Here is a 17,547-nt window from a genome sequence, read left to right as displayed (position 1 = left end):
GTTCAGCGAGTTCCAACGTTCAGGGCAGTCGATATGTTCCAGTCCTCGAATATCAGTCGCCGATCATCACTCGGTCGCCTCACAGCAATTTTGGCCGGTGGATTGGCTGGAAACAGTCTGCTGACAGTGCCCGCAGGTGAGGATAGTGCCGTGTCGGCGAAGGTCGGCGATCGTATTTCATCCACAGGCTGGCCCAGTTTCCGAGCGACCCCTGACCAGCGCGGTGTGGCATCCTGCATGTTGTCAGAGAATCCAAAGCAGCTTTGGGAAATGGAAAGCAAAGACGGCTGGATCGCTACGCCGGCCATCGTCGGCGACCACGTTTACGCTCCCGCTCTGGAAGGCAGGATCTACTGCCTCGATCGTTTGACCGGAAGGGAAATCTGGAATCATCGTTCAATCGACGATCCGGATCCCGAAAAATTTGCTCCCGGTTTCAAAGCGGCGCCGCTTGTCACCAAAGACGCCGTTTACATCGGTGACGAAGATGGCGTTCTGCATGCTCTGGACCGTGTCACGGGAAAACGGCTGTGGAAGTTCACGACAGATGCCGAAATTGCGGGATGCGTAAGCCAGTTTGAAGACCAGCTGCTGCTGGCTTCACATGACTCCTTCCTGTACTGCCTTTCGCTGGATGGCAAAGAAGTCTGGAAGTTTCAAACCAACGACCGCGTCAACTGCTCGCCTGCCATTGCCGAACACTTTACGTTTCTGGCAGGATGTGATGAACACCTGCGTGTGATCGATGTGAAATCCGGCGAACAGTTCAAAGACGTCGAACTGGGCTCGTATCTGGTTGCCTCACCAGCCATCGTCGGTGACATCCTCTACGTGGGCACTCACACGGGGGAAGTCGTCGCGATGAACTGGAAGACCGGTGAATTTACGTGGAGGTATTCGGGCGACCGCACGATGCCTTATCACGCCTCAGCCGCCGTGACGGATGATCTTGTGATCGTCGGCAGTCACGACAAACGCCTGCATGCGATCGATCGAATCTCGGGGCAACCGCGATGGAATTTTGCCACGCGTGCCCGCATCGAATGTTCTGCAGCTGTTGTCGGCAAGAGAGTCTACTTTGGTTCAGGCGACGGTAATCTTTACGCTTTGTCACTGGCCGATGGCAAAGAAGTCTGGAAGTTCAATGCGGGAAAGCCAGTGAACGCCGGCATCGCAATTGGTGAAGGTTGCCTGGTGGCGGGTGAAGACAGTTCCAAAGGCCGGCTTCGGTGTTTTGCCTAGCATTCCGGGAATGGATTGCCGGGGGGGCAACGTCTAATGCCCGAGGTCCGGCGGTCGAGGTGCCGAGCAAGAGCCACATCTGCAGGGACTCCGGCCGATGTTCCTTCGGGCCGAAAGGTTCCGGATAGAAGTGGTTTGCCGTGAGGGTGAACTCCAGTGGATTATCCCCGGCGTTTGGTTCTTGGCCACGTCAGACCGCCATTGAACTCAATTTTCTTCAGCAAGGGTAATGAGTCCAGTAGTGAGTTCAGCTCTTCTTCGTCTCTGGCAAACTGAGGAGCCAGTGAAAGGTATTCGAGCTTCTTCAGCTTATGCAGGTGCCGAAGGGGTGAGGTCTTCTCCTCAGACCTGACCATCAGAACGGCAAAACGCAAATCCGTGAGCTTCGCCAGAGGTGCAAAGGAACGAACCTTGCCAGAGCTGCTCATTGACCCGTCAATGTACAGCTCCTGCAAATTGTTGAGCGAACCGATTGGGGTCAGATCACTGACCTGAACGGCTTCGCTCACACACAGCGAACGCAGCGATTTCAATCCCCGAAGAAACGTCAGGCTATCCTGATGCCGATTGCACAAGAGGACCAGTGTCCGTATCCCATTAAGAATCCTGAGGGAGGGAATCGCGGGCGTCTTTGGCAGAGTGAACTGTATGTGCTGAAGAAGCGGCAACTTCGAAAGAGGCTTCAGCCAGTCCGTACGCAATTCGCAATAGATGCGTTTGATGGCTTTGTATTCCCCGATGCGATCGACATTCGCACAGTTGCTCCTCAGCTGCAGCGAAGTCGCATTCTTCCGGGCCTCGAACACATCATCGCAGTGGACAAGCGTAACCGATTGCATGTAGGGCGCATGAATGCGGGAAAATTGACGTTCGTAATCATCAGACATTTTAAACTCCATCACTTTCTGAGCAGACCTGCCAGCGACCGCTCCGGCGCATGTGCATATTTATATGCCGGATTTCAGCCTGATGCCTTCTCCACACCAATCCCTGAGATTCTTCTGGCAGATGCCGATCCATGCTTCCAGGTCATTCGCATGTCGTTGCTCAATCGTCTCCCCGAGAGATTTCACATGTGCAAGGGCGACATGGAATCGATTTTGAAAATCCTCCGTTGCAGGCACAAAGGATCCACTTTCCCGCTCATCGGCATCATATTGCGCATCCAGAGGCGTAAATATCAAGTTGTATTGAGGGTTATCACCGTCATCGTAGTCGTCCGGGTCGCCGTCCTCCGGCAGCGGCTCACGCCCTCCGAAGTCAGGAACAGGTGATCGCAATGCAACCCATTTCAATTCGCCATCGGGGGCCATTGAAATGATCAGCAGGCCTGGCTCCCACTCAATACACCAGTAGAGCTGAGAGCCGTCAAGTACATAGCTGTGATTGGCCATTGTGCGCAGAATTGCCGCCGGTCCATTCACATAGTGTTCGTCAGACAGGGGCGTCAGATTCTTCAGAGCGAGACGCAAATAATCAGCGTCGCCATTAGGAACGGGGCCACAATGCAGTTCAGGTGTATCGTCGCTGTTGTCGTGGAGAACAATGACATATTGCATCGGATTTATAGAGCCTGGTAACGACCATCGAAACCGAGCCGGAGCGAGCCGGTTGTCCTGTGAAAGCGGGTGGACGACGGCTCCGGCTGACCCGCTTGTTGTATGGCTTGCCGCTTTGCGAGTGATTGTGGCTCGGTTGTTGGCCTGCGGGATTCATCACGATAATGGATCCGCTGCGGAGCAGTTTACCGATGGGGCGACGGGTTGTCACCCTGGGATTGGCGATTTGATAGTGGTTCGGTTCCGGCGGATTTTGGCTTTGATTCGGATGCGACTGTTGTTCGTGCAACGATTGTGGCTGCATCTGTGGAGTGGCGCAGCGGTGAAAGGATCGGTTTCTGTTTCGCGGCGATCTGAACATCGACTTGTGTTGTCAGGCGCTGTCATCCATCCGGCTCCCACGTTCGAAACGATGCTGGCCTCGCATGGCTGCGAAACATGTCTCGCTGTCTGCAATCCGTCGTAGCATGAATCGCGGTTCGCCATTTGGCGATGAAACCTTGTCCGACGGAAGCAACTGCAAAGCTGGGTCTGGAAATCACAACTCGTCATCGCGGACCACTCGGACTCAATGGAAACGGTGCCTGACCCCTTTTGTGTCCCGATGGGGGAGGCCGATTTATCCGCGGCATTCGTTTGAGTTGCCTCGTACGGGGTGGGTTTGCTTTGCATGTCTTCAAGTATGGCGAACGCCGACAATCAGGTGGTTGTGGTGATTGATTGTCCATGTGATTGCGGGGCGACCACAACTCGCCTGTTATGTGTGGTTATCCGATTCTGATTTTCGTACGCCGTGTAGAAACGCGATGCATGCCGTGCCAAACGCCCTCAACAGCAACCCCGACGAAAGTCGGCAAACTCGCCTCGATAACTAACTCAAAAATGCCATTACCCCAGCCGAAAGGAAAGAGCACTTGCTGGATTGATTCAATGCGGAAATGCACCCAATTGTAACTCAGGAATGATGCCACGCCTGCAACCAATGGCAACCAGACGGTGCTAAGCCGGGGACGCGGAAGAAAGATACCGCGAATCAACGCATTTGACACCACGATTGCTGCGGTCAGAAGCGGGTATTCGGTGACAAAGAAGATTGTGTAATCCCATCCTTCTGTGACACCCTGTTTTGCTGAATAGCCAAGAAACAAGAAGGATAGACAGAACAGAATTGCCAAGAAGGTGCTCTGTAACGCTCGAAGCGAAACTCGGCGTGCGAAACCAGATAGGTCCCATGTGTCCATTGCCACGGCGTTTGAGGGCGTGTACGGGTTTTGTTCGACTCCATTCATGTCCGATGTGCCCTGTGAATTCCTTGTCGCATAACGAATTGCGATCTATGCGACGGCAGGATGCTGGTGTAGAGATTGGGCTTTGCCGCTTTGCGAGTGATTGCGGCTCGGCTGTTTGCTTGCGGGATTCATCGCGGTGAGGAATCCGCTGCGGAGCAGTTTAGTGATGGGGCGATGGGTTGTCACCCTGGGATTGGCGAATTGACGGTGGTTCGGATTTCGTCGCATGGTGACAATGATTCAGATACCACGGTTGTTCGTGCAACGATTGTGGCTGCATCCTTGGAGTGACGCAGCGGTGAAAAGACCGGTTTCTGTTTCGAGGCGATCTGAACATCGACTTGTGTTGTCAGGCGCTGTCATCCATCCGGCTCCCACGTTCGAAACGATGCTGGCCTCGCATTGCTGCGAAACATGTCTCGCTGTCTGCAATCCGTCGTAGCAGGAATCTCGGTTCGCCATTTGGCGATGAAACCTTGTCCGACGGAACAACTGCAAAACTGGGTCTGGAAATCACAACTCGTCATCGCGGACCACTCGGACTCAATGAAAACGGTGCCTGACCCCTTTTGTCCCCAGATCGGCAGCGTCCGGTCTATCGGATATGGTCGGCTTCTGCGATCTCATCGAGCATAACTTGTCGCCATTGTTGGTATCGTGCGCCGGCGGGACAAAGCTCTGCGTACTGGTCCCAGATCCAGGTGATAGTGTCCATATCGACCTTACGTTGAATTCTTTCCTCGATCTGTTTTCGATGCCTTCTGATTGCCGCTCCGTCCTTGAATCCCCAAACAAGGCTGTTGGAGTTCAAATTGTTCGTCCAGTCGACGGCAACCTTCCACTGCGACGGTTCCATATCAGACGGACAACGGCCAGCAAGGGACTGAATCAGGTTGTGAAGCTTCTGGGTTTCACGGTAGGGTTCTTGAACATGACGGAACCAGATGATGCCACAAGCGATTGCCGCGTCGGCAATTATCCAACGCCACCTGATTTGCGGGCGAGATTCGAGATGTTCGCCTGCGTTCATCAGTGTGGAGTCTTCTGCGAAGAACGAATGCGTTCACCGGGCCGCGGCAAACGATTTTCCAGTTCAAAACCGAACCGCCCGCAGCCTAAGGTCATCCGCCGACCTTGATTCGTGCTGGAGCGGGCCGGAGCCAGTCTACAGCTCGGAGACCGGGCCAACAAGCTGAAAACAGCGGCGGCGAATACTGATCCTCGCCCGAATTGAGTGTTGATAACTCCTGATCTGCCCCGCCATCCTGAGAACGCTCGAATCCTCACTGACGAATTGTCCGCGGCTGCCGCAATCTCTGCCCTCAGAGAAGCAGACGACTACCGGAGACCTTCGCAGTGAGGATTCGCGGATCACATCAACAACAAATCCTCAGATGAAGACAGCCGTTGCGCGCTCGCATGTCCGCCATAAACACTTCGACGATGTGGTTCCTGAGCAATCCTTTCCTTCACTCCAGACTACGGAAGTAGACCATGACACAACCGCACGACGACATGATCTCTGTCGGCATTGACTGGGCCGACAGGGGGCATGCCTTCCATCTGATTTCCCACAGCCAGAAGCCGATGGCGGGAACCATCCAACAGGATCCAGCCGACATTCGCGATGTCATTGAGTCCCTGCTGCAACACGCATGGCTCCTCTCACCCTCAACACCGCTGGACCATCGCTGAACGTAGAAAACTCGAACGACATACCTGCTCAACCGATTCGAATGCTCCTCACCCGACGCTGACCAATAAACCGCCAATCCCTGTCCAGAGCGACCGGATTTTCGTACCATGAAGGGCGAAGCTGGCGTGTCCCCGGACGTCTTGTTCCCCGGATGTCGGGTTTTCTTCATCGCCTGAACTCAGTCAGAATCATGAAGCACGAAGTCGGCAGCAATCTGAACACCGCGGAAGTCCGACTGGAAGTGATCGCCGGACCAGCCTGCGGTCTTTCAAATGTGTTTCATTCACATCAGACGTGGATTGTGGGGCGCAGTCCCCACGCACAATTGAGCCTTCCGGACGATAAAGAGTGCTCTCGGTTTCACAGCCGCTTTGAGATCAATCCGCCGCACTGCGTGGTCGCAGATCTGCGAAGCCGCAACGGAACGAAAGTGAACGGTCTACGGATCTCTGACGTGACGTCCCTGCTTGATGGTGACAAGGTGCAGATCGGCCGATCAGTGATTCAGGTGACATCACGTAACCGGTCAGTCGATTCGGCAGATCCGAAGTCGCCGCATCCGGAGCCGGCACCATTCGACTCCACGGTCATTATATCTCGAAAACCGGCGATCCCGGGATATGATATCACGCACATTGTTGGTGAAGGAGGAATGGGTTGTGTCTTTCACGGGCTGCGGCAGACCGACGGGCACTCAGTCGCCGTCAAACTGGTGCGGCCGGCATCGGCGGAGGCCGAACGCCTGAGGCAGTTCATCCGGGAAGCGGCAGTGCTTGCGAAACTGCAGCATCCCCACATCGTTCGGCTGCTGGAGTTCGGAGTCGTGGATCGAGTGCCGTTTCTGGTCATGGAATTTGTCGGTACGGCGGACCTGAACGAGATTCTGCGATCGTCTTCGTTTATGACCGGATGAAAATCGCGTCAGGGCTCACCTGCAGAGTTCTCGACGCATTGCAGTTCGCTCACAACAACGGCATTGTGCATCGGGATATCAAACCGTCGAATATGCTTGTCTATCGCTCTGGCGGAAGACTGCGTGTGAAGCTCGCCGATTTTGGTCTTGCGAAGAATTTCATGAATGCGGTCTGAGTGCCATGAGCACCAGCAACGAAATCAAGGGGACGATTGCCTTTATGCCGCCGGAACAGATTCTGGACTGCCGTCGAGCAACCCCGGCCTGTGACGTCTATGCGGCCGGGGCGACGCTGTATCAACTTGTGACCGGACACCAGCCATACGACTTTGTAGACACGTCTGAAGGAATCGCGAAGATTCTCAACGAGCCGCCTGTTCCCCCGGCAGAACGCTGTCCGGCGGTGGATCCGGCCGGCGAATGTGATTGAACGTGCGATGGCTCGTCGCACACAGGACAGGTACCAGAGCGCCGAAGAAATGCAGGCGGAACTTCTGCCATACACTGACCGAAGAACATACGAATCCAATCGCTCGGACGCAGATTCAGGGTCGGCAGAATGAGCAACTACCACAGCAACTGTACCCATTGTGGAACGACGGTGCGGGTCGGCGATCGCCATGCCGGAACGATCGTTCGATGTCCGGCATGTCGCGAGCCGTTCCGAAGTGAATTCCGTCGAACGGCCACACGCCATTCGGAATCGGTCGAAAACGTTCTGTCCGTTGAACCGACTGCCTCGTCCCGTCCCCGAACCCGGCATCCGGACACGCCGACTCGGTCGTTCCCGCAGCAAGTCGTCATTGCCCGTCGCGCCCGATCCATACTCGAAAGAGTCAGTCGGTTCGAAGTGCTCGAACTTGTCGGTGAGGAGGATTTGGTCGCGTGTACCGCGCTGGGATCCGCAGCTGGAGCGGTTTGTTGCACTCAAGATACCATCTTTTTCGTGCGGTGATGAAAAGCGAATGCATCGGTTCCTGACGGAAGCGCGCGCTTCTGCAAGACTGCGCCCATCCGAATATCGTGCCGACCTACGATTTCGGACAGGATGGCGACAAACTGTTTCTGGCATCAGAGTTCGTTGCCGGGTCGACACTTCAAGGCCGAATCGAAGAAGGGCCTGTCACGCCGAGAGAAGTCGCCGAGTGGGTTGCGAAGATTGCCGATGCTGTCTATTTCGCTCACGAACGCGGGATCATTCATCGCGATATCAAGCCACACAATATTCTGATCGATGATCGCGGCGAGCCACAGTTGACAGATTTTGGCCTCGCCAGACGGACCGATGATGAGTCAAACCTGACGCTGGACGGCTCGGTCATGGGGACACCGGCCTATATGTCTCCGGAACAGCACGAGGTGACCATGCGGAAGTCGGACCTGCGAGCGATCAGTACAGCCTGGGGTGATCCTGTACAGAATTGTTGACGGGGAAAAGGCCATTTTCCGGATCACCACACAACATCATCTCGAAAGTCGCCGAACAAAGGCCGATTCCGATCAGGAACTCGCCCCGAAGTTCCATTGGGCCCTGGCGGCCATCTGCAATCGAGCCATGTCGAAAAGACCGAGCGATCGATACCCCACCGCAGCCGATTTCGCCGACGAATTGCGGCGGTGGCTCAGGAGAATGTCCTGCAGAACAGCTACTTCCGTCAGTAACAGGTCGAAAGTCGGCCATTCAGCAACCCGTCTTGGCACGGTGGCTGGCATACATCGGCGTGCTTCTGGTGGCAATTACTCTCGCTGCGGCAAACGGCGGTCTGGTGGCCGTTGAAGACGGGCCAATCGGTTTCTGAATTATCACCTGAAGGTCCACATACGGTCGACGCCAGTCCGTCAACGGCCGCAGGCAGCAAGCGCAGGATGGAACAACAGACCTCAACGCTCCGAAACAGATGTCCAACGGTGCCGATCCACCCGCCGCCAGTGTTCCCTTTGACCGGTCTCAGGCAGAGCAGTATCAGGAAGCATGGGCTCGATTTCTGGAGAAACCGGTCAGGACCACGACTTCTACAGGGATTCCGATGTGCCTGATTCCGCCCGGTGACTTTGTGCGAGGAAAAACATCGGAAGAGATCGACAGCCTGATGATGGCCATGGAGAAAAAGGATCTGCCGGATTGGTGTTTATCCGCTCTGTCATTTGAACTCAATCAGCACAGGGTAGCCATCACGCCACCGTTCTACATCGGCACGACGGAAGTCACGCAGGCACAGTTTCAACAGGTCATGAACAGCAATCCCGCCGGGTTTGCACAGTCGGGAACCAGGAAGGACGACGTCGTCGGTCTGGAGACATCCGACTTCCCTGTGGAGAACGTGTCGTGGATCGACGCTGTCAGTTTCCTGATTCGTCTCAGCCATCTTGATGGGCTGGAACCTTTTACGAGATCGTTGAAGATCCGTCGGGGCCATTGTGCATGTGAACCCGGATGCCGACGGATATCGCCTGCCGACAGAGGCGGAATGGGAATTTGCCGCTCGTGGAGGAACCATCTCAGAGTGGTGGTTTGGCGACAACGCGTCTGATTCTGTCGAATTCGAATGGACCAATCTGAATTCCGATGGTCGACCCCACCGAGTCGGCACGTTAAAGGCGAACCCGTTCGGTCTTCACGACATGCATGGCAATGTCTGGGAATGGTGTCATGACCTCTGGCAGGGCCAGCCGTATGTTCCCGGTGTCGAGGTGATGTCGGGAACACCCGGATCGCAGGTCGTCAGCCTCAACGCCTACGCCGCGTCGCGTGGCGGAGCCTTTGATGTCCCGGCAGAGGTGGGGCGATCCGGCTATCGCGGCGCGTCGCCGATTCTTCGCACCGATGGTCATATTTCCTTTAGAGTTGCACGCACTTTACCGTTGCCGTCCGCGATTGTCCCTGAGTGAGTCAACCGATTCGCTAACGAACGTGTTGCCGTGACCTTCCACTGCGCGACCTGCGGATTTGATGGAACATGCTGCGGTCGACATTCCGAGAGGAGCACCACGAGGACACAGCATTACTTGTTGGCCAGCACGTGTCCGGACTGCAAATTCACCCGCTCTCCGGATGTCGGAATACAGGTAAGGACTCTACCGGCAAACGACTGCCGCAACCGGGCACGAACGGAAGTCTTTGATTTCAGTTGCTGAGTGAATGAGTACTCCGGTTCACAGATCTGTTATTTACTTTTTACGAGTAGTTTCAGACGCGTCAGGATCGGATGATTTGTTCGCTGTTATTGCGATTCTGGGCCTTCGCCCTGCGTTTCGATGGATTGGATCCGCTTTTCGAGTGCATCGAGCCGCGCCTCTATGCTCGCTTCACGCGGCGCCGTCCCAACATCATTTCCGCGGACAGCATTCTCAAGCTTGTCAATTCGTTCTTCGTGATTTGTGAAACGCTCCTGTTCGCGTTGGGAGAGCGCCGATAAGCCTCCATTGGCCAACGCGATCAGTAACGCGAGAACGATAGCGATTTTCCATCCAGCGGTCAGTCCGTTCGGGGATTCACTCATTGTGATCGGGGTCCCTTCTTTATAGTGCTGGGTGTTGCCACATAACGAATTGGGATCTATGCGACGGCAGGATGCTGGCGTAGAGATCGAGCGTTGTACGTTGCCGCTTTGCGAGTGATTGCGGCTCGGTTGTTGGCTTGCGGGATTCATCACGATAATGGATCCGCTGCGGAGCAGTTTACCGATGGGGCAAGGGGTTGTCACCCTGGGATTGGCGATTTGATAGTGGTTCGGTTCCGGCGGATTCTGGCATTGATTCGGAAGCGACGGTTGTTCGAGCAACGATTGCGGCTGCATCCTCGGAGTGGCGCAGCGGCGAAGAGATCGGTTTCTGTTTCGAAACGATCTGACCGTCGATTTGTGCTGTCAGAGACGCTGTGATCCATCCGGCTCCCGCGATCGATACCATGCTGGCCTCGCATTGCTGCGAAGGATGTCTCGTTGTCTGCATGACCCGTTCGTCGAAGTGCGGGCTGGGTGGAGCCTGTGAATATTGCGCAAACCAAACACCGTCCGGGAAAGACCTTCTCTTCCCTTCATCGAACACCGAACCCATGCCTAAAAAGAAGCAAGGTACCCCCACGAACCGACAACAATCAGCTCAACAGAGATCACGCTCGAAGATCTTTCTTCAATGTCATTCTTGACAAACCTCAAGACCGTCATTGAGACCTTTTGTGTTCTTTGAGCTCGAACAGTGTTCGCCGCCGGTGCTGGCTCGTACGCCAGAAAACGGCCTTCGCTGTCCGGTCTGCGATCGCCCACTACAGTTCGAATGCTTCACCCGCATCCGACCACCGCCGCTGGAATTCCGTGGCCGTTCATTGGATCTCGCGATCACTCGTTCTGAAACCGTTCAGAACTGAGTCCGCTGCCCCTCCTTGCTGACTTCGAAAAGCTCGTCCCAAAGCAGCAAAATGCTGGCTGCCAGGCTGCTGAAATCAGCTCCCTGCATCACAACTGCCTTCCCGCGCAACAAAACAGTCCGAACATCGCTCCGGGCTCCTTGAACAAAAGATTAGAACTCAGCTCCGCTAATCGCGTCGCGAGCTTCTAATCCACTGGGGTTATCCGCGGTTTGTATTCCGAGGCTTTCGTCCAATCGGCTGATACATGAAGTCCGGCACAGGTCTCGCAAATTCATCTCTCCGATCATGCATTGATGCAAAGGATGACGGATCGAAATAGATGTTCGCGGTCACGTAGTCATTCTTGGCCAGACGCTTCTCGATTTTGAGCAGAAGCCGATGCACCTCCCGGTCAAATTCGCTTTCGATATCCGTGAGGCGGTTGTATTGGAAGTAGGAGTCTTCACCTCCACCGTACCAAAATAGCATCAAAAGCGTGCCAGCGTCGCAATGACGATTGCCTACCAATGGTTGAAGCTGTTTTCCGCCGCCGCCGTCCCAATGCCAGTTCTCTGCGAATAGGTGGAGTTCTTTCGGATCAGTAGCGGTACTTAACCAAACTTTGCGTCTCCGATCCGCATCTCGAATGAGCGGCTTCAGAGCCGCATCATCATTCCAAAACTCTTCAGGTGTGTTGGGCGGTACGCCAGGTGTCGCAAGATTTAGAATTTCCTGCTGGCGTCTTTTCGATATAGGCATGGAGTCACTCCTGGATTGTTCGGCTAGCGACCGAGCTAAGGGGGCGAAAGCGGCAGGGCGCCAGGCCCAGAGTTGTGATGATGCACCATGTGCCATAGGTCTGGGCTCGGTGGCCTGCCGTTGGCGCTCCACTTGAGCGAGAGTTAGCCAACACTGGCGCGACCGACGTTATGACAGATGAGCCATTATTTCATTCGCTTTCTGCTTATAGAACGACTCCGGTTGACGACTTCGACGACCAGCACAGAAAAGCCATTCTCCTTCAGGGTTCTCTGAATCTTCTTTAGGTGCGAGCCCGGCTCAGTTTTGGGCCTTGCGGCGAGCACAAGCCACTGACAAAACAGGTTGCGTGAGAGGAAAGTCTGAACGCTGATAATGCCCTTCTCCTCGATTGACTGCGACACAACTCGACCGAGTCGCTTTTCCTCTAGGCTTTGAGATAGAACAATTCCCGGTCCCTCATTTAAGTCGAATGAGCGTTGGTTTCCAGACAGGCCAACAAGGGGCTTGAAATACTTCTTGATCGTCTTGCTCTTTCCGCTGAAATGCGGACCAACGACAATCGCAGCCTTCTTCTTCATGGGCGGAACCTCCGCGGGAATGGTTTTGTGTTGCCTAAACGAATTGCGATCTATGCTGGCGTAGAGATCGAGCGTTGTACTTTGCTGCTGTGCGAGTGATTGCGGCTCGGTTGTTGGCTTGCGGGATTCATCACGATAATGGATCCGCTGCGGAGAAGTTTACCGATGGGGCAAGAGGTTGTCGCCCTTGGATTGGCGATTTGACGCTCGTTCGGTTCCGGCAAATTCTGGCATTGATTCGGAAGCGACGGTTGTTCGAGCAACGATTGCGGCTGCATCCTCGGAGTGGCGCAGTGGCGAAGAGATCGGTTTCTGTTTTGAAACGATCTGAACATCGATTTGTGTTGTCAGAGACGCTGTCACCCATCCGGCTCCCGCGATCGATAGCATGCTGGCCTTGCATTGCTGCGAAGGATGTCTCACTGTCTGCATGGCCCGTTCGTCGAAGTGCGGGCTGGCTGGAGCCTGTGAATATTTCGCAAACGGAGGCGTGGCTGACTGTGATTCGATGTAGAGTGAATCCCCGTTCGCTCTTTGGCGACGAAACCTGGGCAAACGGAGTAATTGCAAAGCTGCGTCTGGAAATCACAACTCATCATCGCGGACCACCCAGACTCAATAAAAACGGGTCCTGACACCTTTTGTGTCCCTCATAACAGCACAATACCCGCAGAAACACAGTACAACAATGATGAGAGCAATGGCCGGAAACGCGAATTACCGCTTCGAAAGTAAGTCGTTCACAAAGATGATGACCTCCGCCGGCGGATGCAGTGACTGATGATGTTCACATTCCTCGCCATCATCGGAACTCTGAGGGCGGCCAAGTCTGGCTGGGTCGAATTGAATCATTTCCTCTCATGGCCGATGCACACGATCTGACAATGCTGCTTCACGTGGAACAACATACTCTCGGGATGAACATGGTGGACCGAAGACAGGATTGGCAGTGCTCTCTCTAGATCGCACCCTGATTATCTGCCACCGCTGAAGGTGCGGATGAACTTCATTGATTCAGCAGAGTCATGCGATCGAGGTGGGACTCAATTCCTTCGGGGGAATGGTCACTACAATTGATGGTCATGTGGAATAGTTTTAGGTCGTGAACAGCGTATGCAAAAACGGTTGTTTCGTTTTTCGAGGACCATTTGTGAATCTTGCCAGGAAGGCCAACAAACGTGCAGTCAAAGACTTCGCTGACGTCTGCGTCATCGATCGCGGAAGCATCTATAAGCTCAGACAATGCCTGCTCTGTGGAGGGACTCTCAACTCTCGGAATCGTCGAAGGCATCGTGAACATCGTTGGCAGGAACGCTCCTGCCGAGATTCTTTCATCACCGCCATCGTGTGTTATCTGAGTACTGAACCCGGAATACAAGCCGAGCGTGTCATGTGCTAGCCTCCACGTACTTGGTGCATCAAATTGAAAACCAAAACGATTGTCAATCCAGGCTCCCGACGCAGTCACTCTGGATTCTGATATCTGTCCCGGAGCCAAGTAGAAATGCTGCAACATTCGATCTGAGCGTCCTGTTTCCGCTTCAATGTTCGGGCTCCAGATTTGAATTCGAATCGCGTGACCGGATGGCGTCGCTGTTAAGACCGCGAACTCGAACGGCACGTCGTTCTCAATCACCTTTGCCGTCGTTGCAAGAAACTCTACGCCGTTGATCTCTCTCCGATCACCAGTTTGAACCAGCTGCCCGGCTCGCTTGATTGCCGTCAACGCGTCACTGTGCCAGTTCTGTGCCCCCGCTTCCCCAACCGCACCATGATTCGGAATGATCGTCAGGAGTAACAAGACGTTCTCCTTGAGTTCCCGAATCAGCATACTATCGGCTTTGCCATACTGTCCTCGTGGGCCGTCCAGCAATTGCCAATAACCATCGGGAATTCGCCAGATGACACCCGTTTCAAAGTTCCTGTAAACTCCATCACGAACTGACGAGTGCGCTCCAACGGCATCGGGAGCCAGCAGCAGCTCTGGGTGAGCATCGACAGCTGCAGCCATTTCATCGTCGGACATTGCCTGAAAGGCGCGCAAAAGGTTCTCCGGCAGGGTTACCTCATCTGTGCCTTCAGTGGGATGAATATCGAGATTGAAGAGTCGACTGCCTCTATATGTGGCCGCCCGAAGCTTCGGATGTCCAGTCGCATCGACCCCGGAAACGAATGCGACTGAAGAGCCTAAGAACTCCGTAGTTATTTCGGGGAAGGATCTATCAATAGTAAATCCATCCCGCTTCGAAGCTCCATTGCTCCTGACGATCTTTCCTGCATCGAGTTCACTCAGCTTCTCTGAATTGACTCGAAGCAGGGTTCCGAGTCCCGTGTCCCGCACTGCGATTGTTAATCCCGGATCAAAGCTTTCTCCCAATTCCGCGGATATTAGTGCGACGGAATCAGAAAGTTGGATTTTGAACCCGTGAGCCAGGTTGATGTATTGATTGGACTCAGCATCGATAAACCCGCCGGGCAGTCCGCGAGAATCTCGCTTGGCTAGCTTTTGCCTTAGCTCTGGCGTGATCGCCCATCCCGGGATGGAGACCGGAATCGAACGCTGAGCCGATGCCGGCGATGATTCACGGACAACCGGCGGCTTTGCGGCAGCAGCATTTGTGTCAACCGAAGTTGATTGATTTCCATCTGGGCCATTGGTCGAGCCCTCTGTACCGCATCCGGAAATATAAAGTGTAATGATGGTCAACAGCGCAACTGTCAACCACGTGCGAAAGTCTCTAATCATGTTGTTCACTCAGAAATCAAGGTCTGGTCAGTTTCGTGGAATTCTATATCAAGTGAACGATACCGAGAAGAAGTTTACGGTGTGGCCCGGGGTGCTTTACTGGGTCCATCCGGGATTATTGTGGTAGAGGTTGAGTGCACTGCAGTGGAATAAGAGCTGCCACCAGAGGCACACCACCAACCGACAGTGCCAACCGACAGTGCCATCCACCACCAACCAACAGTGCCACGCAACCAACAGTGCCATCCACCTCACGAGCCTAACCCACGGGCGTGATTGAGGATGTGCTACTGTGGGTGTTGAGTCACCCGGATTCGGTGGTGACTCTCAATAGCAGCAACCGCTTGCGTCAATTAGTGATGGCACTAATTTCGCTTTCTAATTTCGCTTTAGAATCCAGATTCCCATAGCTGTCAAAGACCCGATGATTCAAAACCTCCGTCGCACCCGTCGCCGAGTTAATCCTCGCAAGATCACGCACCGTTCCCTTGATGATGTCATCAGGTTTCGATGGCCCCAACTGCTCCCCGTCGTTCTTGAACGATGGCCTTATATATGCACGCAACGCACTCGAACCCGACTAGGCCCGCTGCTTCAAACGCTTCACACAGTTCATCTGAGGCAACCTTGTACATTTGCTCACACAACCAACAGTGCCATCCACAGACAGCCTTTGCCACGGGCGTGATTGAGGATGCTATCGGGTGTTGAGTCACTCTGGATTCGGTGGTGACTCTTAATAGCAGCAACCGCTTCCGTCAATTAGGTGGATGGCACTAATTTCGCTATTATAGCATGCGACCTCTGCTGCGGTGGCTCGATCGTCGATGCGTTCCTTCACGCTGGTGAAGTCGCTTTGTTCGGACAAATCCTTCAAAAGAAAACCAACATCAATCTCGCCTGAACTCTAATGGCAGCAACCGCTTCCGTCAATTGGGTGGATGGCACTAATTTCGCTTCGGTAGTAGTACAGACCCGTCGCATCATCAATGGCTCGACCTGTGAACCCAAACGCATAGTCCACCGAACTACTGGTCTCAGAATCCAGATTCCCATAGCTGTCAAAGACCCGATGATTCAAAACCTCCGTCGCACCCGTCGTCGAGTTGATCCCCGCAAGATCACGCACCGTTCCCTGATGATGTCATCAAGTTTGGATGGCCCCAACTGCTCCCCCGTCGTTCTTGAACGATGGCCTTTAGTATATGCACGCAACGCACTCGAACCCGACTAGGCCCGCTGCTTCAAACGCTTCACACAGTTCATCTGAGGCAACCTTGTACATTTGCTGGTCTAACGCAAAATGACTTCCGGAAACTGCAAAGTCTTTCCGCAAGCGGTATAGAGGTGAAAACCGCTCCGTTTCTTCCAGTACAGGCTGCCAAACGTTCAGTGTGTTACTCAACGACCAGAAACACGTGTCGGGAAATGACGGCACCATTGTTTTGACGAATTCAAAAGCATCCATGCCTGGGAATCGATCCAGCACCGTCTTTGCCCTTTCTGAAACGACGATACTGGCCCCGCCGTATGTACCGGGAAAATCTGACCACGCATCTCCGGAGATGACACGCGCTGTCAGAAACTCAGCGTCACATGGCTTTGCCATGTCAAAAATAGTGCCGTTGGAAGTGAAGAATTCTCCTAGTCGAATATTTCGATTACCTTTTGAGACGATTACCTTCATCGCAAGTTCCTAGGCTAACTTCTGCCATTTGATTTTATTGTTTTGATCCTGATAACTGACTCTTCTCGGTGACCTCGCGGTGAATACGGGCCGCTTCTGCGCTCGGTGTTTCACTTCGGATGCCCCCACCGGCCGACACATGATGAATGTATTCCAATTGGAATGCGTCGGATACGTATGCTGCCGGGTTGAACATATCAACTCCCCATCCAATCCAGCCCTTCGCTCCTTCGCTGCCTGTCCACGTTTCAGCTGATGCCCAGCCTGCTGCACTGTATAGCGAACAGCCACCTTTCGAGCCTAAACCACGGGCGTGATTGAGGATGCGTTACGGTGGGGGTTGAGTCACGCGGATTCTGTGGTGACTCTGGGCTGGCGTCGGTTGCTTCGGAATGCTTGGCGAGTCTTTGGCAGACCGGCTTCTGAACGAAATCGTTTGCGGAAGTTTTTGATGAGGTCGAGCCAGGTTTCGGGGCTGACTTCGAGTCGTTCGAGAATTGGCAGGGCAGAAGCCGGAATGGAACCGGACTTGCCGGATTTCAGCTGACGGCCGGTCCAATCGAGCAATTCGAGGTACTCGTCCAAAGTCATCGACAGACAGCCCTTGTTGCTGGCTCGGCGAGCGTTCGGCTTTTCGCGAACTCTCTTTCTCGGCGGATCAAGAGCAATCGGCGCAAGCCATCCGGCCTTGGGTCCATGTTCGATGCGAACATCCTGAGCATCCGCA

Annotated in this window: 20 protein-coding genes; 9 read left to right on the top strand and 11 right to left on the bottom strand. The window is 54.2% G+C overall.

Annotated features, from left to right (window positions below; genetic code table 11):
• Positions 1-150: 150 nt before the first annotated feature.
• Positions 151-1,242 carry a PQQ-binding-like beta-propeller repeat protein gene (locus tag R3C20_24075; protein ID MEZ6043587.1) on the top strand — a complete coding sequence of 364 codons (1,092 nt, stop codon included), beginning with the start codon at positions 151-153 and terminating at the stop codon, positions 1,240-1,242.
• 161 nt (positions 1,243-1,403) lie between these two features.
• Here the strand turns inward: R3C20_24075 and R3C20_24070 are convergent, their stop codons facing one another.
• Together R3C20_24070 and R3C20_24065 are read right to left on the bottom strand one after the other, a co-directional pair.
• Positions 1,404-2,129 (bottom strand): hypothetical protein, encoded by a 726-nt coding sequence (locus tag R3C20_24070; GenBank protein MEZ6043586.1) that lies wholly within the window; start codon positions 2,127-2,129, stop codon positions 1,404-1,406.
• Between the two features lie 60 nt (positions 2,130-2,189).
• A complete protein-coding gene (locus tag R3C20_24065; protein MEZ6043585.1) occupies positions 2,190-2,801 on the bottom strand; it encodes a hypothetical protein in 612 nt (203 codons plus the stop codon).
• Here R3C20_24065 and R3C20_24060 point away from each other — a divergent pair.
• On the top strand, positions 2,788-3,267 hold the full coding sequence (locus R3C20_24060) for a hypothetical protein (GenBank protein MEZ6043584.1): 480 nt from the start codon (positions 2,788-2,790) through the stop codon (positions 3,265-3,267). The two genes, R3C20_24065 and R3C20_24060, sit on opposite strands and share 14 nt — an antisense overlap.
• 301 nt (positions 3,268-3,568) lie before the next feature.
• On the opposite strand, the gene R3C20_24055 is transcribed toward R3C20_24060, so the two are convergent.
• Positions 3,569-4,090 carry a hypothetical protein gene (locus R3C20_24055; GenBank protein ID MEZ6043583.1) on the bottom strand — a complete coding sequence of 174 codons (522 nt, stop codon included), beginning with the start codon at positions 4,088-4,090 and terminating at the stop codon, positions 3,569-3,571.
• 595 nt (positions 4,091-4,685) lie between these two features.
• Positions 4,686-4,946, bottom strand: coding sequence for a hypothetical protein (locus R3C20_24050; protein ID MEZ6043582.1), 261 nt, complete (start codon positions 4,944-4,946; stop codon positions 4,686-4,688).
• A 638-nt stretch (positions 4,947-5,584) separates the two neighbouring features.
• Here R3C20_24050 and R3C20_24045 point away from each other — a divergent pair.
• The 7 genes from R3C20_24045 to R3C20_24015 all read left to right on the top strand — a co-directional run bounded on the left by R3C20_24045 (position 5,585) and on the right by R3C20_24015 (position 9,588).
• The gene (locus R3C20_24045; protein MEZ6043581.1) at positions 5,585-5,785 is read left to right on the top strand and encodes a hypothetical protein; all 201 of its coding nucleotides are present in this window, start codon (positions 5,585-5,587) and stop codon (positions 5,783-5,785) included.
• A gap of 191 nt (positions 5,786-5,976) precedes the next feature.
• Positions 5,977-6,699 carry a serine/threonine-protein kinase gene (locus tag R3C20_24040; protein MEZ6043580.1) on the top strand — a complete coding sequence of 241 codons (723 nt, stop codon included), beginning with the start codon at positions 5,977-5,979 and terminating at the stop codon, positions 6,697-6,699.
• Positions 6,696-6,875: a protein kinase gene (locus R3C20_24035; protein ID MEZ6043579.1), complete on the top strand. Its 180-nt coding sequence runs from the start codon at positions 6,696-6,698 to the stop codon at positions 6,873-6,875. Before R3C20_24040 ends, R3C20_24035 begins: the two co-directional genes overlap by 4 nt.
• Before the next feature lie 5 nt (positions 6,876-6,880).
• Positions 6,881-7,129, top strand: coding sequence for a protein kinase (locus R3C20_24030; protein MEZ6043578.1), 249 nt, complete (start codon positions 6,881-6,883; stop codon positions 7,127-7,129).
• Positions 7,130-7,695: 566 nt separating this feature from the next.
• On the top strand, positions 7,696-8,127 hold the full coding sequence (locus R3C20_24025; protein MEZ6043577.1) for a serine/threonine-protein kinase: 432 nt from the start codon (positions 7,696-7,698) through the stop codon (positions 8,125-8,127).
• Between the two features lie 470 nt (positions 8,128-8,597).
• The gene (locus tag R3C20_24020; GenBank protein ID MEZ6043576.1) at positions 8,598-9,230 is read left to right on the top strand and encodes an SUMF1/EgtB/PvdO family nonheme iron enzyme; all 633 of its coding nucleotides are present in this window, start codon (positions 8,598-8,600) and stop codon (positions 9,228-9,230) included.
• The gene (locus tag R3C20_24015) at positions 9,124-9,588 is read left to right on the top strand and encodes a formylglycine-generating enzyme family protein (protein ID MEZ6043575.1); all 465 of its coding nucleotides are present in this window, start codon (positions 9,124-9,126) and stop codon (positions 9,586-9,588) included. Before R3C20_24020 ends, R3C20_24015 begins: the two co-directional genes overlap by 107 nt.
• A gap of 332 nt (positions 9,589-9,920) precedes the next feature.
• On the opposite strand, the gene R3C20_24010 is transcribed toward R3C20_24015, so the two are convergent.
• The 7 genes from R3C20_24010 to R3C20_23980 form a co-directional block, all read right to left on the bottom strand.
• Positions 9,921-10,199, bottom strand: a complete 279-nt coding sequence (locus tag R3C20_24010) for a hypothetical protein (protein ID MEZ6043574.1) — start codon at positions 10,197-10,199, stop codon at positions 9,921-9,923.
• A 1,067-nt stretch (positions 10,200-11,266) separates the two neighbouring features.
• On the bottom strand, positions 11,267-11,806 hold the full coding sequence (locus R3C20_24005) for a DUF4274 domain-containing protein (GenBank protein ID MEZ6043573.1): 540 nt from the start codon (positions 11,804-11,806) through the stop codon (positions 11,267-11,269).
• A 185-nt stretch (positions 11,807-11,991) separates the two neighbouring features.
• Positions 11,992-12,387, bottom strand: coding sequence for a hypothetical protein (locus R3C20_24000; GenBank protein ID MEZ6043572.1), 396 nt, complete (start codon positions 12,385-12,387; stop codon positions 11,992-11,994).
• Between the two features lie 1,006 nt (positions 12,388-13,393).
• Entirely contained in the window at positions 13,394-15,133 is a 1,740-nt protein-coding gene (locus tag R3C20_23995) for a hypothetical protein (GenBank protein MEZ6043571.1), read from the bottom strand.
• 907 nt (positions 15,134-16,040) lie between these two features.
• On the bottom strand, positions 16,041-16,262 hold the full coding sequence (locus R3C20_23990) for a hypothetical protein (protein MEZ6043570.1): 222 nt from the start codon (positions 16,260-16,262) through the stop codon (positions 16,041-16,043).
• A gap of 69 nt (positions 16,263-16,331) precedes the next feature.
• A complete protein-coding gene (locus R3C20_23985; protein ID MEZ6043569.1) occupies positions 16,332-16,820 on the bottom strand; it encodes a hypothetical protein in 489 nt (162 codons plus the stop codon).
• A 345-nt stretch (positions 16,821-17,165) separates the two neighbouring features.
• Positions 17,166-17,547: hypothetical protein (locus R3C20_23980; GenBank protein MEZ6043568.1), on the bottom strand; the 382-nt coding region annotated here is incomplete at its 5' end.

The organism is Planctomycetaceae bacterium, from assembly GCA_041398825.1.
Lineage (GTDB): Bacteria > Planctomycetota > Planctomycetia > Planctomycetales > Planctomycetaceae > F1-80-MAGs062.
The sequence above is the reverse complement of the archived record's forward strand: the minus strand, read 5'-3'. Positions and strand labels throughout refer to the sequence as shown.